A 21,583-nucleotide genomic window follows, 5' to 3' on the forward strand; every position below is an offset into this window, starting at 1 on the left:
CCGGGCAATGCTCCCGGGGACCTGACGTCCCCTGATCGAGGAGCCTCGATGGCACACGCACGCCCCTCCATGCCCCTGCGAGCGAAGGGTGTCGCCCTGGCCGCCGTCGCTGCGCTGGCGCTGGCCGGCTGCGGCGACGACGCTGCTGACGACCTGCCCAACCCGGCCTCCCCCGGGGAGAGCGCCCCGTCCTCCGTCGACGCGGAGACCGCCGCCGAGCTGGCTGAGGCCCTGGTCGCCGCGGGCCGGACGGCCGAGGCCGAGGTGGACGGCAGCCGGGTTGTCGGCCTCGAGGCCGACACCGGCGAGTGGGAGGCAACAGTCGTCGACAACGACGGCGTGGAGCACGAGATGCGGATCTCCGCCGACGGCTCGGAGGTGACCCGCGAGCCCCAGGAGGACGACACCGACAAGGACGACCGCGAGGCCAACCTGGCCGAGCTCGGGGCCGCCCAGCTCGACGTCGAACAGGCCGTCGACGCGTTGGCGGTGCAGGCCGGCGACCAGCGCATCGTCGACCTCCAGCTCGACGACGACGGCGGCACGGTCGTGTGGGAGGCAGAGCTGGAGGACGGCAGCGAGGTGCGCATCGACGCCGGCACGGCCGACGTCGTCAACTGACAACACCCGGGGCAGCGCTGGCGGCGTGCGCTCAGGGGCGTACGTCCACCCAGCGCGCCCCCGACCTGCTCCAGGTCACCTCGTCCGGCCGTCACCTCGGCGACCGTGACCGCGAGCGCGTCGCCGTCCTCGACGCCGAGCACGAGGCGTACGCGGCTGGACCACTCGGTGTGCAGCACCTGCACCCCACGCGTACGCAGGTCGCCCTCGACGCGGCCGGCCTGCGCCGGGTCGAGCTCCAGGCTCCACTCCTGCAGCAGCCGGCGCTCGAGCGTGCCCACCTCGGCGAGCGCCGTCTGGACGGCCTCGGAGTAGGCCCGCACCAGACCGCCCGCGCCCAGCAGGACCCCGCCGAACCAGCGGGTGACCACGGCGACGACGTCGCTGACCTGCGCACCGCGCAGCACCTCCAGCATCGGGGCGCCGGCGGTGCCGGCGGGCTCCCCGTCGTCGGAGGACCGCTGCGTCATCGCGTCGGCACCGAGCACGAACGCCGAGCAGTGGTGGCGGGCATCCCAGTGCAGTCGACGCAACTCCTCCACCACCGCGCGAGCAGCGGCCTCGTCCTCGACACGTCGCACGGTGCAGAGGAAGCGCGACCGCTTCACCTCGATGCTCGCCTCGCCGTCGTGCGCCGGCACCAGGTAGGAGGTCATCTCGGCCATCAGCCCCACCAGCCGAGCAGGCCGCCGCCGATCCGCACCACGAAGCCGCCCACGACCACGACGAAGAAGCCGCGCACGAAGCCGGCTCCCAGGTGGATCGCCATCCGCGACCCCAGGTAGCCGCCGACCATGTTGGTGACGCCCATCGCGAGACCGACCCCCCACAGCACGGCACCCCCGGCGGCGAAGACGATCAGTGCGGCGAGGTTGGTCGCCCAGTTGGCGAGCCGTGCCTTGGCGGAGGCCTCGAGGAAGTTGTAGCCGAGCAGCCCGACGAGGGCGAAGACGAAGAACGATCCCGTGCCGGGCCCCATGGCGCCGTCGTAGAAGCCGACCGTCAGGCCGGTCACGAGCGCGGCGCTGGTGTGGTGGCGCCCCGCGAACCGCAGCTCGGTGACCGCGCCGATCGACGGCTTCAGCACCACGTAGGCCCCGACGAGCACGAGCACGACCAGCACGATCGGGTCGAACGCCGACTTGGGGATCAGCCAGGCCAGCCCGGCGCCACCCGCCGAGCCCAGGAACGCCGCCGCCATGAGCGGCAGGAACGTACGCGGGTCAGGCCGCACCCGACGGGCGTACGTCACCGCCGCCACGGAGGTGCCGCAGAAGGACGCCAGCTTGTTGGTCGCCAGGATCTGCACGGGCGTCGCACCGGGCATGCCCAGCAGCAGCGCAGGCAGCTGGATCAGGCCTCCCCCACCGACGACCGCGTCGACGAAGCCGGCGGCCAGGGCAGCGAGCAGCAGCCACGCGAGGACCTCGAAGGAGAGCTCCACCCGCGGTCGGCTGCCTCAGCCCTTCGCCAGGCTGGCCAGCAGGTCGTGACGGGTGACGACGCCGACGGGGGCGCCGTCCTCGTGCACCAGCACGGCGTCCGCGCCCTCGAGGAGGCGGACCGCGTCCTGCACCGACTCCGTCGAGCCGATGGTCGGCAGGGAGGCGGACATGTGCTGCTCGACGGCGTCGGTCAGCTTGGCCTTGCCGGTGAAGAGGGCGTCGAGCAGGTCGCGCTCGGAGACCGAGCCCGCGACCTCGGCCGCCACCACCGGCGGCTCGGCACGCACGACGGGCATCTGGGAGACGCCGTACTCCTGGAGGATGTGGATCGCCTCGGCGATGGTCTCCCCCGGGTGGGTGTGCACCAGGTCGGGCAGCCCGTCGGTCTTGCCGCGCAGCACGTCACCCACCGTGGTCTCGGCGTCGGCGTTGGACTCGGTGGCGAAGCCGTACTGCCCCAGCCAGGAGTCGCTGAAGACCTTGGTCAGGTAGCCGCGACCGGAGTCGGGCAGCAGCACCACGATGACGGCGTCGTCGCGGCCCTCCTCGGCCAGCTCGATCGCTAGCTTCTTCGCGGCGAAGGCCGCCATGCCGGCGGAGCCACCGACCAGCAGGGCCTCCTCGCGGGCGAGCCGCCGGGTGAAGGCGAAGGAGTCGGCGTCGGAGACCTCGATGATGCGGTCGGCGACGGACTTGTCGTAGGTGTCGGGCCAGAAGTCCTCGCCCACGCCCTCGACCAGGTAGGGACGGCCGTCGCCACCGGAGTAGACCGAACCGGCCGGGTCGGCACCGATCACCTGGATGTCAGGGTTCTGCTCCTTGAGGTAGCGCCCGATGCCCGAGATCGTGCCGCCGGTGCCCACGCCCGCGACGAAGTGGGTGATCTTCCCCTCCGTCTGCGCCCAGATCTCCGGACCGGTGGTCTCGTAGTGGGAGCGCGGGTTGTGCGGGTTGGCGTACTGGTTCGGCTTCCAGGCGCCCGGCTGGGAGGCGAGGCGGTCGGAGACGTTGTAGTAGGAGTCGGGGTGCTCCGGCGGGACGGCGGTCGGGCAGACCACGACCTCGGCGCCGTACGCCTTGAGCACGTTGCGCTTGTCCTCGCTGACCTTGTCGGGGCAGACGAAGATGCACTTGTAGCCCTTCTCCTGCGCGACCATCGCCAGGCCGACGCCGGTGTTGCCGGAGGTCGGCTCGACGATCGTGCCGCCGGGCTGGAGCTCGCCGGAGGCCTCCGCGGCCTCGATCATGCGGGTGGCGATGCGGTCCTTCACCGACCCGCCGGGGTTGAGGTACTCGACCTTCGCCAGCAGCAGCGGCCCCTTCGGCTCGCCGTACTTCTCGACCTGGAGCTCGGGCCCCAGGGAGGTCGACAACTTCAGGAGGGGCGTGTTGCCGATGAGGTCCAGGAGCGAGTTCACGTACTGCATGCGGCCAATCTAGCCGGGGAGTGGTCCGGAGGGTGAACTCACTAGACTCCCCTGCGTGAGCAAGGCGTCCGCAGCACGACGACTGGCCTCTGCCGCCGCGTACGGGGGCCGAGGCCTCTCCGTGCTGGGCGCGGCCCTCTACGGCGTGCTGGTGGCCGAGGCCCTCGCCGCGCGCAAGATGATCGGGCGTGCCACGAGGCCCTCCTTCGACGCCACCGGTTACTACGGCCGGGGGCGACCGGGGCCGCCGCTGCAGATCGCGCTGCTGGGCGACTCCTCCGCGCTGGGCTACGGCGTCGACCAGGTGGAGCACACCCCGGGCGCCTACTGGGCCTCGGGCATGGCGACCGCCGCGGACCGTCGGGTGCACCTGCGCTCCTTCCCGGTCATCGGGGCACAGTCCTCCGACCTGCACTCCCAGGTCGACCGAGTCCTCGAGGCACCCTGCGACCTGGCCCTGATCCTGGTGGGACCCAACGACGTCACCCACATGGTGCGCCCCGCCGCGTCGGTGCGCCACCTGGGCGAGGCGGTCCGCCGCCTCCGCTCGGCGGGGGTCGAGGTCGTCGTCGGCACCTGCCCCGACCTGGGCACCATCCGTCCGATCCTCCCCCCGCTGCGCCAGATCGCCCGGCACTGGTCGCGTCGCCTGGCCGCCGCCCAGGCCATCGTCGTCCTCGACGAGGGAGGACGTACGGTCTCGCTCGGCGACATCCTCGGCCCTGAGTTCGACGCGGCCCCGGCCGAGCTCTTCGGCCCCGACAAGTTCCACCCGTCCCCCGAGGGCTACCACGCGTGCGCCGACGTGCTCCTGCCGGCGACGCTCGCCGCGCTCGGCCTCGGCGCACCCGACGAGCTGCTGCCCGCCGCGCAGCGCGGGGAGGGCGTACGTCCGACCGCCGCCGCCGCGGTGGAGGCAGCCGAGCAGGCCGGTACCGAGCTCGACCCGGTCGAGCTCACCGGCAGCCGTCGCGCGATCCGCGGACGCTGGGTGGAGCTGCGCCACCGGCGCATGGCCCACACCCCCGAGGCGGAGACCCCCTCGCCCGTCGACGTGCCCTGAACCCGGACGCCGCAGGGCGCCGGACGGGGAACGACGGAGCCCCGCCGCCGACCGAGGTCGGGGCGGGGCTCCGGAGGCACTGCGGGAGTGGTCTCCTGCGGGTCAGTCCTGCTGGAAGAAGGCCAGGATGCGTAGGAGGTTGGTGTAGATCCAGACCAGCGAGACCAGCATCGCGAAGGCCGCGGTCCAGGAGTAGCGCTCCTCGAGGCCGGCGGCGATGCCCTGCTCGACGAAGTCGAAGTCCATCATCAGCATGAAGACACCGAGCGCCAGACCGACGATCGAGAAGATCAGGCCGAAGCCCGAGTCGAAGCTGAGGAAATTGGCGCCGAAGAAGCTCAGCACCAGGGCGACCAGGCTCAGGGCCACCATGCCGAACATGGCGGCGGTGACGCCGCGCTTGAACTTGTCGCTCAGCTTGATGTCGAAGAACTTGTAGGCAGCCAGGACACCGGCGAAGGCAGCCATGGTGCCGAGCACCGCACCGCTGACGACGCCGGGGAACATCGCGTCGAAGTACTTGCTGATCGCGCCGAGGGCGACACCCTCGGCCGCGGCGAAGGCCATCACCAGCGGCGGGCTGACGACCCGCTTGAAGGAGTTGACCATGGAGAGCAGGAAGGCGAGACCACCGGCGCCCATGGCCACCAGCGTCACGTTGTTGGCCTGGGCCACGGTCCAGGACGCGGGGTCGCCGGCCCAGATCCAGGTGGCGATCGCGAGGAGGATCGTGATGCCGAGCGTGATGCCCGTCTTCTGCACCACCGAGTCGATGGTCATGCGGTCGGTGGGGGTCTGCGGCACGGAGGTGCCCGTCGCCCAGCCGGCGGGGTCACCGTACTGGCCGTAGGGATCCGCCTGGCCGTACGGCGACTGGGCGTGGCCCGTCTGGCCGCTGAAGGCTTCGGACCGGTTGAACACCGGGTTGTTGCTGCGCATGTGTGGTCTCTCCTTGGAGGCCTCGGACGTGGTCTGGCTGACCGCGTTCGTCTTCGTCAACTCTACGGGTCTTGCAGAACACAACGCCGTAGGTGCCCCAGTAGTTCCCGACGAGTTCAGCGTTCCCGCCGGGACCGACGAGTTCAGCGCAGGCGAACTCGGAAGACGACGCGCGCCCGGGTCGTCGACGCGGTCGATGCCTGGCGCACGACGACAGCGACCCTGCCGCGGGCCCGCAGGCGAGGCGTACGCACGATCAACCGGCGGCCGTCGCGGCGCACGGTGGCGCGCACCCACCGCTGGCCCACCCTCACCCGTACCCGGCCGCGCGCCGGCAGTCCGTTGGCCCGCACCAGGGCCACCAGACGGGCCCTGGACCCGCGCTGCACCGTGACGCGCTTGGTGCGCGGCACCAGTCGCGTCCGCGCCTTCACCACCCGCATCGAGGCGGCAGCCTCTGCGGCGGTCGTGCGCGAGTCGCCCCCGTAGGCCACCGCCACCGCGCGGCGCCCCGTCCGGCGCATCCGGGGCACGCGCACCCGGGCGCTGCCCTCGGCGAGGGTGCCCCGCAGCGTACGCCCGCCCACGACCACCTCGACGCGGCCGGACGGCACGTGGCCCGGGGCGCTGACCTGCACCCGGACCGTGGCGGCACGTCCGGCCTGGACCCGCGGTGCGGAGACGGTGAGCGACGGCACCACACCCGGCTCGGACGGGGTGGTGGGCGCGGGTGAGGTCGTGGGCTCGGCCGTCACCGTCGGCCGGGGACCCGTCGTCGGGGTGGCGGTCGCCGTCGGGACCGCCGTCGGGGTGGGGGTCGGGGCGGGAACGGGCGTCGTGGTGGGCGTGGGCGACGGCGTGAGCGTTGGCGCGGGACTGGTGGGCGCGGGACTGGTGGGCACGGGACTGGGCGTGGGTGACGGGGTCGCCGTGGGGGCCGCGGTCGACGTCGGGGCCGGGGAAGGAGCGGGCGTCGCCGGGCACGGCAGGGTCCCCTCGATGAGCGCGTGCCCACCGTTGTTGGCGTCGTTGGCCCAGAAGACCGGTCGCCACCCGTCGGCGCACCGACTGCCGGGCGCCACGGTGAAGCCCTCGTGGTTGTGGTTGTCCAACCCGGTCGGGCGCGCGTGCACGGCCGTGACCACGAAACGGCCGTCGCGGATCTCGGCTGCCGCGTACTGCCCACCGCAGTCGTCGTCGCAGGCCAGCCACAGCGTCTCGGCGTGGGCGTCGAAGTCGAGGGCCATCACCAACCGCATCGGGTTGGTGATCGTCGCGACCCGGACGGCGGTCCCGTCGCTCCTGAGCACGTAGCCGCGCACCTGGCCGTTCAGCGAGGCCGCCTCGGCTGCCACGAAGAAGACGCCACCACCCACCGCGGTCGGATAGGCCGCGGGGTCGTAGGCACGGCCCCGCGACGCGTCATGGAATCCATGAGCAACCAGGAAGGAGTTGGGCACGAAGTCGAGGGCCTCCAGCCCGACGTTCGACCCGATGTCGGGGAACTCCGACCTCAGCGACCACTCCTTCACCTGGTCCAGGGTCGAGGAGGTGCCCGCCAACCCGATGCGCAGGATGCTCGGGCGCGTGGCACCGTCGAAGACGCGCTCGGTGGAGACCCAGGCATTGCCGCCCGTGACGACCAGTCCCTCCGCGTCGGGCCGCTTGCCGTCGGGAAACCTGAAGGTCTTGCCGCCTGCCCACCCGTTGGCGCGCTCGGGGCGCCAGGCGCCGTCGCGCCGCACGAGTCGGTGGAGCAGACCCTCCCGGTCGTCCACTGCCCAGATGACGTCGCCCGAGGCCGAGCTGCCGGCCCGGTAGGAGATGCCACCGACGTCGGTGCCGAGCTCGGCCTGGACGTCGGCGGGCCTCGTGGCCTGCTGCCCCGGCCACGGCTGCACGACGACGTCGGCGGCCACCGCGTCCGGCCCCGTCGGCACCGTCACGCCCACGCTGGCCAGCACCACGGCCACGAACGCCACCAGGGCGACCCCGGCGGTCTCTCGCTGACGCTGCATGTGGAAGTTCCCCCGATCGGCCCGGCTCAGGCTAGCGACGCACCCCTCGAGTGGTCACCCCGGAAATTGGGTGTCCTGCGCCACTGATTCCGACGGCGCAGACGCTCCGGATTGTGCGCTCCGCACCATGCGCGTTGGCAACCACCGGTGTGGTGGGATCGGGGAGGCGGCACTGACACCGCACACCCGTTGTTGCACACCACCCGGAAGGCCTCACATGCGCGCACTCGTCCACTCCACCTTCGGCGACCCCGGGAAGGTCCTCGCCGTCGAAGAGGTCCCGCTTCCCGAACCGAAGGCGGGTCACGTGCGCATCCGGACGCTGCTGGCGGCGATCCACAACCACGACCTGATGACCGTCGCCGGCCTCTACGGCTACAAGCCCGAGCTCCCGGCCCGCGCGGGCACCGAGGCGGTCGGTGTGGTGGACGCCCTCGGTGAGGGCGTGACCCACCTCGAGGTCGGGCAGCGGGTCGCGACCGGCGCCGCCTTCGGGACCTGGGCGGAGTACTTCACCGCGAGCGCGGCCGGAGTCGTGCCCGTGCCCGACGAGATGCCCGACGAGGTCGCGGCCCAGATCTACTCGATGCCCTTCAGCGCCCTCACCCTGCTCGACTCCCTCGGACTCGGGGAGGGCGACTGGATGGTGCAGAACACCGCCAACGGTGCCGTCGGGCGCTACGTCGCCCAGCTCGCCGCCGCGCGCGGGATCAACGTGGTCGGCCTGGTGCGCCGTGCGGAGGCCGTCGAGGAGCTGGCCGGGCAGGGCATCGGCAACGTGGTCTCCACCGACTCCGACGACTGGCGCAAGCAGGTCAAGTCCGTCACCGGGGGCGCCCCGATCAAGGCAGGTGTCGACTCCATCGGTGGCGCGGCCGCCGGCCAGGTGCTGTCGTTGGTCGCGGAGGACGGACTGCTCGTGGTCTTCGGGGCGATGGCCTCGAACACCCTGGAGCTCAACGTCGGCGACGTGCTCTTCAAGCAGGTCACCGTCAAGGGCTTCTGGGGCAGCAAGGTGAAGCTCACCGGCGACGAGCGCCGGGCGGCCTTCGAGGAGCTGATGACGCGCATCGCGGACGGCACGCTGAAGCTCACCGTCGACTCGGTGCACCCGCTCGAGGAGATGGCGGCCGCCGCCGAGGCCAGCGCCCGGCCGGGCCGTCTGGGCAAGGTGCTGCTCAAGCCCTGAACCTCGACCCCGGTCCGCCCTCGCGCCGACAGCGGCGCGCGGGCGGACGTACGGGTGCCCCCGGTGGGACTCGAACCCACACTGAACCGTTTTTAAGACGGCTTCCTCTGCCGATTGGGACACGGGGGCTGCTGGCGTCAGACCATCACAGGTAGGTCTGGCGCTGGTAGATCGCGTGGGCACCCGCCACCCGGTCGAGGAACAAGTACCCGTTGCAATGGTCCATCTCGTGCTGCAGGCACCGGGCCTCGAAGGCGTCGGTGCGGATCTCGACCCACTCCCCCGACCCCGGAAGCTGACCACGCACCAGGATCCGGCTGGCCCGCTTCACGTCGCCGGTGAGGTCCGGCACGCTCATGCAGCCCTCGCGGGCCTTCTCGTTGCGGCTCGACTCGACGACCTCGGCGTTGCAGAGCACGTACGTCCCGTGGTGCGTACGCGTCTTGGGGTGCTGCGACACGTCGACGCAGAACACCTTGGCGCCGACGCCCACCTGCGGGGCGGCCAACCCGACGCACCCCGGGGAGACGCGCATGGTGGCGACCAGGTCGGCTGCCAGCTGGACGACCTCGGGATCAGTTGGGTCGACGCCTGCGCCGTCGCTCGACAGCACGGTGGCCGGGGCGGTCACCACCTCCAGGACACGGCCGGTCACCCCGAGCTCGTCCGGTGTCCAGGCAGCGACGCGCTCGTTGAACCCTTCGGGGGTGCTCACAGCTCGTCGGCCTCCACGGCGCGCAGCGTCGCGCCCACGCCGAGGTCGGTGGCGACGGACTTGATGGCGGCCTCCAGCGCCTCGGTGTCGACACCGGGCGGCAGCGAGACCTCGGCGACCAGCAGGTAGAGCTCGCCCGCGAGACGGGTGGTCAGGTCGGTGATGTTGCCCTCGACACGGGCCACCTCGGCGACGACGGAGGAGACGATGCCGGCGCGGTCGCCACCGTGGACGGTCAGCAACCACTGGCTGTCGGCGGGAGCGTGCGGCCCCTCGTGGGGCACCTCGCGCACCGTGACCGTCAGCGAGCCGTCCTCGGCGAGCGGGGCCAGGGCGGCGGCGATCTCGTCGTCCGTCGCGGCACCGGCGCAGACCAGCGTCATCGCGAAGTGGCCGCGCAGCAAGGTCATCGAGGTGTCCTCGATGTTGAGGCCGAGCGAGGCCAGGCGGTCGGTGGTCCAGGCGATGATGCCGGGCCGGTCGTGGCCCAGCACGGTGATGGCGTGGAGGGTGCCTGCGTCAGTCATGCGGGCCATTGTCCCTCCCTCCCCGCCGGGCGGTCACAGCGGCACGCGGACGTCATCGTCGCCGCTGCCGGCAACCACCCCTCACGAGGACGTGCCGAGGTCGGCCAGGGCACGCGCCCGGAGGAAGACCTCGTCGGTCATCTCCGCGGTCAGGCGCCGCGTGTAGGTGTTGTGCGGCGACGGGTGGAAGCAGCCGACCAACGTCACCGGCCCCGCCGGACCGGACATCTCCACCTCGACGCCGTGCCCGAACTTCGGCCCCGGGTGGGGCACCGCCACGCCGGCGCCGTCCAACGCCTCCAACGCGCCGCCCCAGCCGAAGGCACCCAGCGCCACCACCACACGTACGGTCGGCAGCAGCAGCGCGACCTCGCGCTGGATCCATGGCGCGCAGGCGTCGCGCTCGGCGGGAGTCGGCTTGTTCTCCGGCGGGGCGCAGCGCACCCGCGCCACCATCCGGGTCCCGACGAGCCGCTGCCCGTCACCTGCGTGGCGCGACGTCTCCTGGATCGCCAGGCCGACGCGGTGGAGGCTTGCGAAGAGCCAGTCGCCGCTCGGGTCGCCGGTGAAGACCCGACCGGTCCGGTTGCCGCCGTGGGCCGCGGGCGCGAGCCCGACCACCAGGATCTGCGGCTCGGGGTCGCCCCAACCGGGGATCGGACGCCCCCAGTAGGGCTGGTCGGCGAAGGAGGCCCGCTTCTCGCGCGCCGCGTCCTCGCGCCACCTCACCAACCTCGGGCACGCCGCGCAGACGCTGACCCGCGCCTCCACCTCGCCGAGGTCCGCGGTCGCAGCCAGACGTCGTACGCCCGCAGCCGAGCGAGCGACCCGGGTGCCGGCGGGTGCGGGGTCCTCGGGCCATCCCGTGCCGGCAGGCACCGGCGAGGGGAAGAGCTCACCGGTGAGCGGGTGCGGCAGCGGCACGGGCGACGGGGTGGGCACGGGGCCACCATTCCCCATTCCCCCGGCCCCACTCCCCTCTGGCTCCACGGCGTCATACGGACGGAGCGCTGGGACGCACCCTCCGTATGACGTCCGCGGGGTGGCGGGGGCGGGCAGGCGGGCGGGTGGGGAGGGCGGAGCGACTCAGCTGAACCGTCGGTGGACCGACTCAGCTGAACCGTCGGTGGACCGACCAGGCGATCCCTTCGAGGATGTCCGCCTCGGAGACCCGCCACGACTCCACCCCGACCCGGGCCAGGATCCGCTCCATCACCAGGGCACCGGCGTCGATGACGTCCGCTCGACCGGGATGCATGTAGCCGAGCGCGCGCCGCTCGTCGGCCGTCATCGCCACGAGCTCCCCGCAGAGTTGGCGGGCGGCGCCCACGTCGAGCACCGCTCCGTCGACCACCTCCGGGTCGTAGGCCGCCAGCCCGAGGACACCCGCCGCGATCGTGGTGCAGGTGCCGGCGATGCCCACCACCGTGGCGGCCGAGGCGATGTCGACGCCGCGCTCGACCGCCTCGTCGAGGGCGCGCTCCACGTCGGCGACGCAGGCCGCCACCTCGTCGGACGCGGACGGGTCGGAGTGCAGGTGCCGTTCGCTGAGGCGTACGGACCCGATGTCGGCGGAGTGCGCGGCGACGGGCCCGTCAGGGCCGCCCAGCACGAGCTCGGTCGACCCCCCACCGATGTCGATGACCAGCACGGGGTGCACCACGTCGTCGGCCAGCCCGCGGATCGCCCCTGAGTAGGCCAGCTCGGCCTCCTCTGCGCCGGGGATCACCTCCGGGCGCACCCCGAGCCGCTGCTCCACGCCGGCGGCGAAGACCGCCGCGTTGGAGGCGTCGCGGGTGGCGGAGGTGGCACAGAACCGGATCCGCTCCGGTGGCACGTCGTGGGCACGCAGCAGCAGCGCGTAGTCGTCGAGGGCCGCGAACGCCCGCTCAAGCGCGTCGGGGTGCAGCTCACCGGTGGCGTCGACGCCTTGGCCCAGGCGCACCATCCGGGTCTCGCGCACCCACACCTCCGGCAGGTCGCCGATCAGCAGCTTGATGGTGTTGGTGCCGCAGTCGATCGCCGCGATCGGCGCCCCCACCGGGTCATTCCCCCGCGACGTCGGCGTCGGCAACGACGTCGGAGTCGGCCGCGGCCCCGGGCGCGCAGGGCTCCACGCAGGCGCCGTCGGCCCACCACTCACCGAGCCGGTCGAGCACCTCGTCGCCGAACGGGTTGACGCCGCGACCCTGGGCCAGCGACTGACCGGCCAGCACGTGGAGGCACTTGACGCGGTCGGGCATGCCCCCGGCGGAAATGCCCTCGATCTCGGGCACGTCGAGCCCGGCGGCAGCCCCGATCTCGGCGCGCGCGGCCAGGTAGCGCTCGTGGGCCGCGCGGTAGGCGGCGGCCAGCTCGGGGTCGGTGCCGAGCCGCTCCTGCATCTCCTTCATCAGGCCGCTGCCCTCGAGCGTGCCGATGCGTGAGGCGGCCTTGGGGCAGGTCAGGTAGTAGGTCGTGGGAAACGGCGTGCCGTTGGGCAGGCGCGGCTCGGTGGTCACCACGTCGGGGTTGCCGCACGGGCACCGGTGGCCGACCTCCGCGATGCCGCGGGGCGTACGCCCGAGCTGCCGCTCGATCGCGTCGACGTCGGCTGGTTCGATCACTGCTTGCCCTGCTCGATCACTGCTTCTCCTGCTCGCTCTGCTTCACGCCGTCGATCACCCTCGGAGCGTCCGGGCGCTCGGGCGGCGGGTTGCCCGCCAGCTCCACCGAGCTCCACACATCCTCCCACCACGCGGTCGGCTGCTCCTTGATCACCTCGTCGGGGTCGGCGAGGTCGGCCACGGGAGCGAGCGGCTCGCCGTTCTCGTCGAGCACCTGGTAGCCGGTCTCCCCCGGCATCAGGTAGCCCAGGTGCTGCCTGGCCTGCGCCTTCACGAACGCGTCGTCCTGCCAGCGCCGCTTCTCGCGCTCGAGCTCGGCGATGGCGCGCTCCGAGGCGGCGATCTCGGCCTTGGTCGCCTCGATGGTGGCGCGCTGGTCGAGGTAGGCCTGCAGCGAGGACGCGTAGGAGACACCCAGCACCAGGAGCACGATCAGCAGGATCGCGGCCCGGCCGGTGGGTCGGGCACGGGGCCCGGCGGGAGGCCTGCTCGCGACCGTGCGCCCCGGTCCCGTACGCCCGTGGCCTGTACGCCCGTGGCCTGTACGCCCCGGGCCGGGGACCGCACGGGTGCTCCCGATGGTCTCGGCCGCGGACGCCGCAGCGACCCGGACCCGCGAGGCTGCGCCTCGCCGGCCGGGTCGCCGGGTGCCCCCGGGTGTGGGGGCGGAACGTCGTGGGGTCATCAGGAGACGATTGTCTCCCGGTCAGCCCTTGAAACGCGGGAACGCGGCCGCGCCGGCGTAGCGCGCGGCGTCGCCCAGGTGGTCCTCGATGCGCAGGAGCTGGTTGTACTTCGCCACGCGCTCGGACCGGGCCGGGGCACCGGTCTTGATCTGGCCACAGTTGGTCGCGACGGCGAGGTCGGCGATCGTGGTGTCCTCGGTCTCGCCGGAGCGGTGGCTCATCATGTTGCGGTAGCCGGCGCGGTGCGCGAGGTCGACGGCGTCGAGGGTCTCGGTCAGCGAGCCGATCTGGTTGACCTTCACCAGCATGGCGTTGGCCTGGCCGCCGGCGATGCCGCGCTGGAGGCGCTCGACGTTGGTGACGAAGAGGTCGTCGCCCACGAGCTGGGTGAGGGCACCGATCTGGTCGGTCAGCGTCTTCCAGCCCTCCCAGTCCTCCTCGTCGAGGGGGTCCTCGATGGAGACGATCGGGTAGGAGCTGACCAGCTCGGCGTAGTAGGCGCTCATCTCGGCGGCCGACTTCTGCTGACCCTCGAAGGTGTAGGAGCCGTTCTCGCAGAACTCGGTGGCGGCGACGTCGAGCGCCAGGGCGATGTCGGAGCCGACCTTGAGGCCGGTGGACTCGATGGCCTGGGAGATCAGGTCGAGCGCGGCACGGTTGGAGGGCAGGTCGGGGGCGAAGCCACCCTCGTCGCCGACCGCGGTGGCCAGGCCCTGCTTCTTCAGCACCGACTTGAGGGCGTGGTAGACCTCCGTGCCCTGCTGCAGCGCCTCACCGAAGGTCGCGGCACCGATGGGCGCGATCATGAACTCCTGGATGTCGACGTTGGTGTCCGCGTGGGCACCACCGTTGAGGATGTTCATCATCGGCACGGGCAGCAGGTGGGCGTTGGGGCCGCCGACGTAGCGGAAGAGCGGCAGGTTGGCCGACTCAGCCGCGGCGTGGGCCACGGCCAGGGAGACACCGAGGATGGCGTTGGCGCCCAGCTTGGACTTGTTGGGGGTGCCGTCGAGCTGGAGCATCGTCTCGTCGACCAGGCGCTGGTCGTCGGCGTCGAGGCCCTCGATGGCCGGACCGATCTCGCTGATGACGCCCTCGACGGCCTTGGCGACGCCCTTGCCGAGGTAGCGGTCGGTGCCGTCGCGCAGCTCGACCGCCTCGAAGGCGCCGGTGGAGGCACCGGACGGGACGGCGGCACGGCCGAAGGAGCCATCCTCCAGCAGGACCTCGACCTCGACCGTGGGGTTGCCGCGTGAGTCGAGGATCTCGCGTGCGCCGACTGCTTCGATGGCTGCCATCGTGACTGCTCCTACAGGGTTCGTGGGCTGGGCGGGGTCAGCCTATCCGCCGTCGCGGGCGGAGCCCGTGAGGCCGTCGACCCATGGTCACGGGTGCCTCGGCGTCGCAGCGTCACCGGTCGTAGAGCCGCAGGCGTACGACCAGGGGTCGGTGGTCGGAGTGGAACCCCTCGAGCACCCGGTGGTCGACGAGCTGGGCGGCGCCGGCCGAGCCTTCACGCAGGCTGCGGTCGGCCACGAAGACGTAGTCGATCCAGCGCGAGGTGTGGGTGGGCAGCACGTGCTCGTGGCCCAGCGCGGCGAAGGACGAGGTGGCCAGGCCGTCGAACCGGTCACTGATGCCACCGGCGGGCCGGGCCCGGGAGTCGTCGCGGTGGTCGAAGTTGTAGTCGCCCGTGCTGAGCAGGACGTCGCCGGGCGTCGAGCGCCACAGCCGGGCCAGGATCCGCAGGTGCTTCCTGGCGCTGCGGGCGTTGGGGCCGGGCCGCCAGCCCTCCCCCTGCTCGATCGCATGGGCGAGGTGGGTGTTGAGCAGGGTGAACGTCTGTCCGCTCGCCCGGTGGCGCAACCGGGCGCGAACCACCCAGCGGGGCGGATGGGGCTCGGCGAGGCCCCGCCGCGCCCCGTCGACGTGGACCCAGTCGACGTCGAGGAGCTCGAAGGTCCTGGTGCGCCACGAGAGGGCGAGCGCGGCCGGCCCCTCCTCGCGCGGCCCCTCCCAGCGCCAGGTCTCCCAGCCGCGCGCCCGGTAGCGCGCGTCGAGCTCACGGAACTGCGACGAGTTGGTCTCCTGCCAGCCGATGAGGTCGAGACCCCGACGTGCGGTGAGCCGGTCCCGGTCGGCGCGCAGCCGCGCCCGGGGCGTACGCCACTGGACGTTGTAGGAGGCCACGCCCACCGTGTCGACCACGCGGCCGGGCAACGCCGGCACAGGTCCCGGTGTGACCACGGCGGCGGGGTCGCCGTCGGGGCCGGCCGGGGTGCGTTGCGCGCTCACGCCCAGCACGACCGACACCACCAGCACGGCCGTCGCGGCGGACCACCACACACCCCGCAGCCTCTGGGGCCTTCGGGTCACCGCACCCGCCACAGGGCCACCCCTCACCGGGCGTCGAGACGGTCGCGCACGGCTCGACGCAGGGCGCGTTCGGGGTCGATGCCGGCGGCTCGGGCCTCGAGCACCAGGTCGAGCAGGCGTTGCCCCACCGACGCGTCGGTCGCCGGGCGCGCGTCGAGAGGACGCTGCGTGCGCGCGGCCCGGTCGGCGACCTTGCGCGCCCACAGCAATGCGGGCAGGCCGGGAGGAAGACCCGCCGTCGGGTCGTCGCCCTCGGACCCGGCACCGTCCCCGCCGACCTTCTCGGCAGCCTTCTCGGCCGCCTTGGCCTGCTGCCAGAGCTCGTCGACCTGGGCCGGGGTCAGGTCCTGCCCTGCCTGCGGCCCGAAGACGTGCGGGTTGCGGCGCACCATCTTGGCGTGGATGCCGGCCGCCACCTCGTCGAGGGTGAACGCGCCGCGCTCCTCGGCCACGACGGCGTGGAAGTAGACCTGCAGCAGCACGTCGCCGAGCTCGTCGCGCAACGAGGACCAGTCACCGGTCTGCACCCCGACCTCGATCGCCTCGAGCGCCTCGTGGGTCTCCTCCACCAGGTGGCGGGCCAGGCTCTCGTGGGTCTGCTCGGCCTTCCACACGCAGGCCGTGCGGAGGTGACGCATCAGGTCGGCGAACTCCAGGAGTGGAGAGCGTTCCTCGGGGCCGGTCACGAGCTCACCCGCCTCGTGGACCAGAGGTCAGCCGCAGCGCTGCGACTCGGGCAGCGAGGAGGCGTAGTCAGGGTCGGCGTTCTGGGGGTCGCTGAGGCTGGTCCACGCCTTCTCCGCCTGCTCGCTCACGGGGAAGGAGGTGCCGCCGCGATTCGGGACCAGCTGTCCCTCCTCGACGTCGACGCCGTAGCGCGGGTCGAAGGAGACGTCTGCCTCGGTGGCCCACTGGCCGAAGAGCTCCGAGCCCCGCTGCATGGCGGCGTCCTGGCCGGGGCGACGCACGCCCTCGGACCGCAGCGAGGCCTCGCCGACACGACGCAGCACGGAGGTGACGTAGACCTCGGTGTTCATCGCGGTCACGAACTCGTCGGTCAGCTCCTCGGGCACCTCGTCGGCTCCCTGACGTCGCTGGTTGAGGTCCTGGGTCACCTCGGGGCCGGGGTCCACGTCGTAGGCCTCGGCCACCTGCTCGGCCTGGGCGCGGGCAGTGAGCAGGCTGAGGGCGTACTGGCGGATCTGCAGCATCTCCACGGGGGCCGCGGCCTCGATGAACTGGGGCTCCAGGTCGGCGCAGATCGCCTCGGCGGTGCGGTCGACGGTGGCGCGGGAGAGCTCCACGTCACCGATGCGGGCGGCCGTGCCCGGCGAGGTCGCGGCGTCGGTCACGCCTCCGCCACACCCGGCGAGCGCGAGCAGCGCACTCACGGCGAGCGCAGGAACCAGGGAACGACGGACGCGGGCACGAGGCACGGGTGACTCCTAGCTGGACGGCGTCTGGGACGGCGGCGGCGTGGCGGGCGGGTCGACGATGTGATCGATCACACCACGGGCCCATTCAAGCAGCACGACCCCGGAGCCCTTCGCCGACCCGAGCGGACGCGGCACCATGAGTGCGTCGTTCTGGCTGTGCAGGCGCGACTTGGGATACATCCGGTTGAGCCGCACGACCCGCGAGTCGGGCAGCTCCCTGACCGGGTAGAACCGGATGTTCTTGCCCATCACCACGATGTCGGTCAGACCCGCCGCGCGGGCGCGGGCCCGCAGGCGGGCGACCACCAGCAGCGACTCGACCACGTCGGGCGGGGTGCCGTAGCGGTCGACCAGCTCGGCGCGGATCTCGTCGACGTCGGTGTCGTTGCGCACCTCCGAGAGCCGCTTGTACATCTCCAGACGCAGGCGCTCGGTCGAGACGTAGTCGTGCGGCAGGTGGGCGTCGACGGGCAGGTCGATGCGCACCTCGTCGAGCTCGTCGGTCTCCTCGCCGCGGTAGTCGGCGACGGCCTCACCGACGAGGCGGACGTACAGGTCGAAGCCCACGTCGGCGATGTGGCCCGACTGCTGCCCGCCGAGCAGGTTGCCCGCGCCACGGATCTCGAGGTCCTTCATCGCGATCGCCATGCCGCCACCCAGGTCGGAGTGCTGCGCCAGGGTCGCGAGCCGCTCGTGGGCGGTCTCGGTCAGCGGCTTCTCGCTCGGGTAGAGGAAGTAGGCGTACGCCCGCTCCCGCGACCGACCGACGCGGCCGCGCAGCTGGTGGAGCTGGCTCAGGCCGAGGGTGTCGGCGCGCTCGATGATCATCGTGTTGGCGTTGGAGACGTCGAGGCCGGACTCGACGAGCGTCGTGCAGACCAGCACGTCGAACTTCTTCTCCCAGAAGTCGAGCATCACCTGCTCGAGCTGCTTCTCGTTCATCTGGCCGTGGGCGACGGCGACGCGCGCCTCGGGCACCAGTTCGCGCAGCTTGCCGGCGGCCTTCTCGATCGACTGCACGCGGTTGTGGATGTAGAAGACCTGGCCGTCGCGCAACAGCTCGCGGCGCACCGCGGCGATCACCTGGCGGTCCTCGTAGCCCCCGACGTAGGTGAGCACCGGGTGGCGCTCCTCGGGCGGGGTGGTGATCGTCGACATCTCCCGGATGCCGGTGATCGCCATCTCGAGCGTGCGCGGGATCGGCGTGGCCGACATGGAGAGCACGTCGACGCTGGTGCGCAGCCGCTTCATCGCCTCCTTGTGCTCGACGCCGAAGCGCTGCTCCTCGTCGACGATGATCAGTCCGAGGTCCTTGAAGCGGACGTCGGGGTTGAGCAGACGGTGGGTGCCGACCACGATGTCGACGGTGCCGTCGGCCATCGCCGCCATGACCTCCTTGGCCTCCTTGTCGCTTTGGAAACGACTCAGCGCCTTGAGCACGACCGGGAAGCCGCTCATCCGCTCGGTGAAGGTCGACAGGTGCTGGGTGACCAGCAGGGTGGTGGGCACGAGCACCGCGACCTGCTTGCCCTCCTGGACGGCCTTGAAGGCAGCGCGCACGGCGATCTCGGTCTTGCCGTAGCCGACGTCGCCGCAGATCAGCCGGTCCATCGGGACGGTCTGGCGCATGTCGGCCTTGACCTCCTCGACCGTGCTGAGCTGGTCGGGAGTCTCGGTGAAGGGGAAGGCGTCCTCCAGTTCGCGCTGCCACGGGGTGTCGGGGCCGTACGCGTAGCCCTTGGTCGCCTGGCGCGCGGCGTACAGCTTGATCAGCTCGGCGGCGATCTCCTTGACCGCCCTGCGCGCGCGGTTCTTGCGGGCGGTCCAGTCGGCCCCGCCGAGGCGGTCGAGGCTGGGCTGCTCGCCGCCGACGTAGCGGGTCACCTGGTCGAGGGTGTCGGCCGGCACGTAGAGCCGGTCCGGCGGCGCACCGCGCTTGGAGGAGCCGTACTCGAGCACGAGGTACTCCCGCGTCGCCCCCTGGACGACGCGCTGCTTCATCTCGATGAACTTGCCGACGCCGTGCTTCTCGTGCACGACGAAGTCGCCGGCCTTGAGCTCGAGCGGGTCGATCTGCTTCTTGCGCCGCGTCGGCATCTTGCGCATGTCGCGCGTCGAGGACTTCTGCCCGGTCAGATCGTCGCCGGTCACCAGGACGCTGCGGGTGGTCGGGTCGACGAGGCCGTGGGCGACGCTGCCACAGGTGACCGTGACGACGCCGGGGCCGGCGGGCTCACCGTCCTCGACCAGCGCGGCGGGCACGTCGTGCTCGGCGAGCAGCTCCATCATCCGCTGCGCGGTGCCGTGGCCGGCGTGCACGGTGGTGACGGCGTACGACTGGTCGAGCCAGCCCCGGAGGTCACGCACGGCCCGCTCGAAGTCGCCGCGGTACTCCTCCGCGGGTGCCATGCCCAGCGCGCGGGACTCCACGGCGCCGGCGAGGGCGTCGACGTCGGTGACCTGTCCCTCGTCGTCGATGCCGAACGGGCTGACGGACCACCAGCCCAGTCCGCGGCCCAGGGCGTGCTCGCGCACCTCCCCCATCTCGCGGTAGGAGGCGGCCCCGAGGTCGATCGGCGCAGTGCCACCGCTGGCGGCAGCCGCCCAGGAGGCGCCGAGGAACTCCTCGCTGGTCGCCACGAGGTCGTGGGCGCGGGTGCGGGCCCGCTCGGGGTCGAAGACGACGACGGTCGTGCCGGTGGGCAGCAGGTCGACGAGCAGCTCCATCTCGTCGACGAGCACCGGCGCCAACGACTCCATGCCCTCGGTGGCGATGCCCTGCGCGATGCGGTCGGTGATCTCCAGCAGCTGCGGATGGGAGCGGCCCAAGGCCGCGGCCCGCTCACGCACCTCGTCGGTCAGCAGGAGCTCGCGGCAGGGAGGGGCCCACAGCCGGTCGACCTTCTCCAGCGTGCGCTGGTCGGCGACCGAGAAGGTCCGGATCTCGTCGACCTCGTCGCCGAAGAACTCCACGCGCAGCGGGTGCTCCTCGGTGGGCGGGAAGACGTCGACCAGCCCGCCGCGCACGGCGAACTCGCCGCGCTTCTCCACCATGTCGACGCGGGTGTAGGCCGCGCCCGCCAACCCCGCGACCACCTCGTCGAGCGCATGGCTCTCGCCGGCGGTCAGCTCGACCGGGGCGATGTCGGCCAGCCCCTTGACCTGGGGCTGCAGCACGGCGCGGATCGGCGCGACCACGACCCGCAGCGGCCCGTTGGCCGCCCCCCGGCCGGGATGGACGAGACGCCGCAGCACGGCCAGACGGCGGCCGACCGTGTCGCTGCGGGGACTGAGGCGCTCGTGCGGCAGCGTCTCCCAGCTCGGGTAGAGGGCCACCTCGTCGGGGTCGACGAGGCATCCCAGCTCGGCGACCAGGTCCTCGGCCTCCCGCTCCGTGGAGGTCACCGCCAGCACCGTGCGGCCGGCCAACGCCAACCCGTGGACCACGAACGGACGCACCGTCGAAGGTCCGGTGAGGTCCAGGGTGCGAGACGTCGCGGACTCCGTGACCGCACGCCCGAGCACGGAGTCCTCCAGGAGGCGCTCCGAGAAACGGACCAAAGGGCTGGGCAGGTCGGCGACGGGCCGGATGGGGGTGGTCACGCTGTCCTCTCGGCGCACGAACGGGCCCCGACCGAGGAGCGGACGGGCCCGTCGATTCTACGGGTCGGACCCTCGGGCCACACTTCCCACATGCTGGCGGACATTGGTCTAAACCACCATCACGTTGCATGGTTGAACGGAAGGTTCCCGGGTAGGAGGCGTCAGGCCGACTCTCGGCCGTCCCCGTAAGAAAGGCTTTCCATGCGTATCCAACGCCTCATCGCCGGAGTCGTCTCCGGCGCGCTGCTGGGCCTGGTGCCCGTCGCCCTCGCGGCCGCCCCGGCCCACGCGGCCGACGTCACCACGGTGACCACCATCGACGCGTCGTCAAAGAAGATCGTGTTCAAGAGCGGCTCCAAGCCCTACATCGTGGCCTCGGTGAAGACCTCGGCCGGCACCAGCGTCTACGACGGCGACGTGGCTCTGCAGGCCAAGACCGCGGGCAGCAGCTGGAAGACGATCCGCACGGCGGACGCCAGCAGCTACGTCAGCTTCTCCGACGTGGTGCCCAAGAAGAACACCGACTACCGCGCCGTCTACCAGGGTGGTAGCGACTCCTACAGCGGTGACACCTACGTGGCCAGCCAGTCGGGCTCGATGAAGATCAAGGTACAGCGCAAGTTCACCTTCTCCGGCAACGACCGCACCTTCAAGGTCAAGGGTCGGGTGACCCCGAAGTACGGCAAGAAGAAGATCGTCATCAAGGTCTCGAAGCGCCAGAAAAGGGGCTTCAAGAAGTTCCGCACGATCAAGACGAACAAGAAGGGCAAGTACGCCACCAAGCTGCCCAAGCGCAAGGGCGTGTGGTACTACCGCTTCATCGTCAAGGGTGACAAGAACTACGCGGGCCTGAAATACACGGTCACCGCCCGGGTCTACTGACCCCCTCGCGGCTGAAACGACGAGACGCCCCGCCGGTCACGGCGGGGCGT

19 protein-coding genes, 1 tRNA gene and 1 pseudogene are annotated in these 21,583 nt (G+C 72.0%); 4 read left to right on the forward strand and 17 right to left on the reverse strand.

Features of this window, described 5'->3' with window-relative positions; translation table 11 throughout:
• The first annotated feature begins 48 nt into the window (after positions 1 to 48).
• On the forward strand, positions 49 to 621 hold the full coding sequence (locus IEQ44_RS16785; protein WP_227486972.1) for a PepSY domain-containing protein: 573 nt from the start codon (positions 49 to 51) through the stop codon (positions 619 to 621).
• Between the two features lie 140 nt (positions 622 to 761).
• On the opposite strand, the pseudogene IEQ44_RS16790 reads toward IEQ44_RS16785, so the two are convergent.
• The 3 genes and pseudogenes from IEQ44_RS16790 to IEQ44_RS04735 all read right to left on the reverse strand — a co-directional run.
• Positions 762 to 1,286, reverse strand: a pseudogene (locus tag IEQ44_RS16790) (YigZ family protein); the annotation flags it as partial.
• Positions 1,286 to 2,065, reverse strand: coding sequence for a TSUP family transporter (locus IEQ44_RS04730; RefSeq protein ID WP_193637259.1), 780 nt, complete (start codon positions 2,063 to 2,065; stop codon positions 1,286 to 1,288). The gene IEQ44_RS04730 and the pseudogene IEQ44_RS16790, both read right to left, overlap by 1 nt.
• 15 nt (positions 2,066 to 2,080) lie before the next feature.
• The gene (locus IEQ44_RS04735) at positions 2,081 to 3,493 is read right to left on the reverse strand and encodes a cystathionine beta-synthase (protein WP_193637260.1); all 1,413 of its coding nucleotides are present in this window, start codon (positions 3,491 to 3,493) and stop codon (positions 2,081 to 2,083) included.
• 55 nt (positions 3,494 to 3,548) lie between these two features.
• On the opposite strand from IEQ44_RS04735, the gene IEQ44_RS04740 reads away from it, so the two are divergent.
• Positions 3,549 to 4,556 carry an SGNH/GDSL hydrolase family protein gene (locus IEQ44_RS04740; RefSeq protein WP_193637261.1) on the forward strand — a complete coding sequence of 336 codons (1,008 nt, stop codon included), beginning with the start codon at positions 3,549 to 3,551 and terminating at the stop codon, positions 4,554 to 4,556.
• Positions 4,557 to 4,658: 102 nt separating this feature from the next.
• Here IEQ44_RS04740 and IEQ44_RS04745 read toward each other — a convergent pair whose 3' ends face one another.
• Both IEQ44_RS04745 and IEQ44_RS04750 read right to left on the reverse strand, forming a co-directional pair.
• Positions 4,659 to 5,555: a Bax inhibitor-1/YccA family protein gene (locus tag IEQ44_RS04745; RefSeq protein WP_227486897.1), complete on the reverse strand. Its 897-nt coding sequence runs from the start codon at positions 5,553 to 5,555 to the stop codon at positions 4,659 to 4,661.
• A gap of 83 nt (positions 5,556 to 5,638) precedes the next feature.
• Complete coding sequence (locus tag IEQ44_RS04750) at positions 5,639 to 7,513, reverse strand: hypothetical protein (RefSeq protein WP_193637262.1); 1,875 nt, start codon at positions 7,511 to 7,513, stop codon at positions 5,639 to 5,641.
• A gap of 217 nt (positions 7,514 to 7,730) precedes the next feature.
• Here IEQ44_RS04750 and IEQ44_RS04755 point away from each other — a divergent pair, with 217 nt between their 5' ends.
• Positions 7,731 to 8,702 carry a zinc-binding dehydrogenase gene (locus IEQ44_RS04755; protein WP_193637263.1) on the forward strand — a complete coding sequence of 324 codons (972 nt, stop codon included), beginning with the start codon at positions 7,731 to 7,733 and terminating at the stop codon, positions 8,700 to 8,702.
• Between the two features lie 55 nt (positions 8,703 to 8,757).
• Here the strand turns inward: IEQ44_RS04755 and IEQ44_RS04760 are convergent.
• The 12 genes from IEQ44_RS04760 to mfd form a co-directional block, all read right to left on the reverse strand.
• A tRNA-Leu gene (locus IEQ44_RS04760) sits at positions 8,758 to 8,831 on the reverse strand.
• Between the two features lie 16 nt (positions 8,832 to 8,847).
• The gene (gene def, locus IEQ44_RS04765; RefSeq protein ID WP_193637264.1) at positions 8,848 to 9,417 is read right to left on the reverse strand and encodes a peptide deformylase; all 570 of its coding nucleotides are present in this window, start codon (positions 9,415 to 9,417) and stop codon (positions 8,848 to 8,850) included.
• A complete protein-coding gene (locus IEQ44_RS04770; RefSeq protein ID WP_193637265.1) occupies positions 9,414 to 9,944 on the reverse strand; it encodes a glycine cleavage system transcriptional repressor in 531 nt (176 codons plus the stop codon). Before IEQ44_RS04770 ends, def begins: the two co-directional genes overlap by 4 nt.
• A gap of 81 nt (positions 9,945 to 10,025) precedes the next feature.
• Entirely contained in the window at positions 10,026 to 10,886 is an 861-nt protein-coding gene (locus tag IEQ44_RS04775) for a uracil-DNA glycosylase (protein WP_319804501.1), read from the reverse strand.
• A gap of 169 nt (positions 10,887 to 11,055) precedes the next feature.
• Positions 11,056 to 11,985: a Ppx/GppA phosphatase family protein gene (locus IEQ44_RS04780; protein ID WP_319804502.1), complete on the reverse strand. Its 930-nt coding sequence runs from the start codon at positions 11,983 to 11,985 to the stop codon at positions 11,056 to 11,058.
• Positions 11,986 to 11,989: 4 nt separating this feature from the next.
• The gene (locus tag IEQ44_RS04785; RefSeq protein ID WP_193637267.1) at positions 11,990 to 12,550 is read right to left on the reverse strand and encodes a DUF501 domain-containing protein; all 561 of its coding nucleotides are present in this window, start codon (positions 12,548 to 12,550) and stop codon (positions 11,990 to 11,992) included.
• Positions 12,551 to 12,566: 16 nt separating this feature from the next.
• Complete coding sequence (locus IEQ44_RS04790) at positions 12,567 to 13,235, reverse strand: FtsB family cell division protein (RefSeq protein WP_193637268.1); 669 nt, start codon at positions 13,233 to 13,235, stop codon at positions 12,567 to 12,569.
• 21 nt (positions 13,236 to 13,256) lie between these two features.
• Complete coding sequence (eno, locus tag IEQ44_RS04795; protein ID WP_193637269.1) at positions 13,257 to 14,534, reverse strand: phosphopyruvate hydratase; 1,278 nt, start codon at positions 14,532 to 14,534, stop codon at positions 13,257 to 13,259.
• A gap of 112 nt (positions 14,535 to 14,646) precedes the next feature.
• On the reverse strand, positions 14,647 to 15,612 hold the full coding sequence (locus IEQ44_RS04800; RefSeq protein WP_193637270.1) for an exonuclease/endonuclease/phosphatase family protein: 966 nt from the start codon (positions 15,610 to 15,612) through the stop codon (positions 14,647 to 14,649).
• A 23-nt stretch (positions 15,613 to 15,635) separates the two neighbouring features.
• Positions 15,636 to 16,298, reverse strand: coding sequence for a MazG nucleotide pyrophosphohydrolase domain-containing protein (locus IEQ44_RS04805; RefSeq protein WP_193637271.1), 663 nt, complete (start codon positions 16,296 to 16,298; stop codon positions 15,636 to 15,638).
• A gap of 27 nt (positions 16,299 to 16,325) precedes the next feature.
• Complete coding sequence (locus IEQ44_RS04810; RefSeq protein ID WP_193637272.1) at positions 16,326 to 17,048, reverse strand: hypothetical protein; 723 nt, start codon at positions 17,046 to 17,048, stop codon at positions 16,326 to 16,328.
• Between the two features lie 9 nt (positions 17,049 to 17,057).
• Entirely contained in the window at positions 17,058 to 20,639 is a 3,582-nt protein-coding gene (gene mfd / locus IEQ44_RS04815) for a transcription-repair coupling factor (protein ID WP_438861839.1), read from the reverse strand.
• Positions 20,640 to 20,852: 213 nt separating this feature from the next.
• Here mfd and IEQ44_RS04820 point away from each other — a divergent pair, with 213 nt between their 5' ends.
• Entirely contained in the window at positions 20,853 to 21,533 is a 681-nt protein-coding gene (locus IEQ44_RS04820; RefSeq protein ID WP_193637273.1) for a hypothetical protein, read from the forward strand.
• The last annotated feature ends 50 nt before the right edge of the window (positions 21,534 to 21,583 follow it).

The organism is Nocardioides malaquae (assembly GCF_015070385.1).
GTDB classification, from domain to species: domain Bacteria; phylum Actinomycetota; class Actinomycetes; order Propionibacteriales; family Nocardioidaceae; genus Nocardioides; species Nocardioides malaquae.

Coding starts and splice junctions, on each gene's coding strand:
- IEQ44_RS16785 (WP_227486972.1), top strand. CDS start 49: ATGGCACACGCACGCCCCTCCATGCCCCTGCGAGCGAAGGGTGTCGCC.
- IEQ44_RS04735 (WP_193637260.1), bottom strand. CDS start 3,493: ATGCAGTACGTGAACTCGCTCCTGGACCTCATCGGCAACACGCCCCTC.
- IEQ44_RS04750 (WP_193637262.1), bottom strand. CDS start 7,513: ATGCAGCGTCAGCGAGAGACCGCCGGGGTCGCCCTGGTGGCGTTCGTG.
- IEQ44_RS04755 (WP_193637263.1), top strand. CDS start 7,731: ATGCGCGCACTCGTCCACTCCACCTTCGGCGACCCCGGGAAGGTCCTC.
- IEQ44_RS04770 (WP_193637265.1), bottom strand. CDS start 9,944: ATGACTGACGCAGGCACCCTCCACGCCATCACCGTGCTGGGCCACGAC.
- IEQ44_RS04790 (WP_193637268.1), bottom strand. CDS start 13,235: ATGACCCCACGACGTTCCGCCCCCACACCCGGGGGCACCCGGCGACCC.
- eno (WP_193637269.1), bottom strand. CDS start 14,534: ATGGCAGCCATCGAAGCAGTCGGCGCACGCGAGATCCTCGACTCACGC.
- IEQ44_RS04820 (WP_193637273.1), top strand. CDS start 20,853: ATGCGTATCCAACGCCTCATCGCCGGAGTCGTCTCCGGCGCGCTGCTG.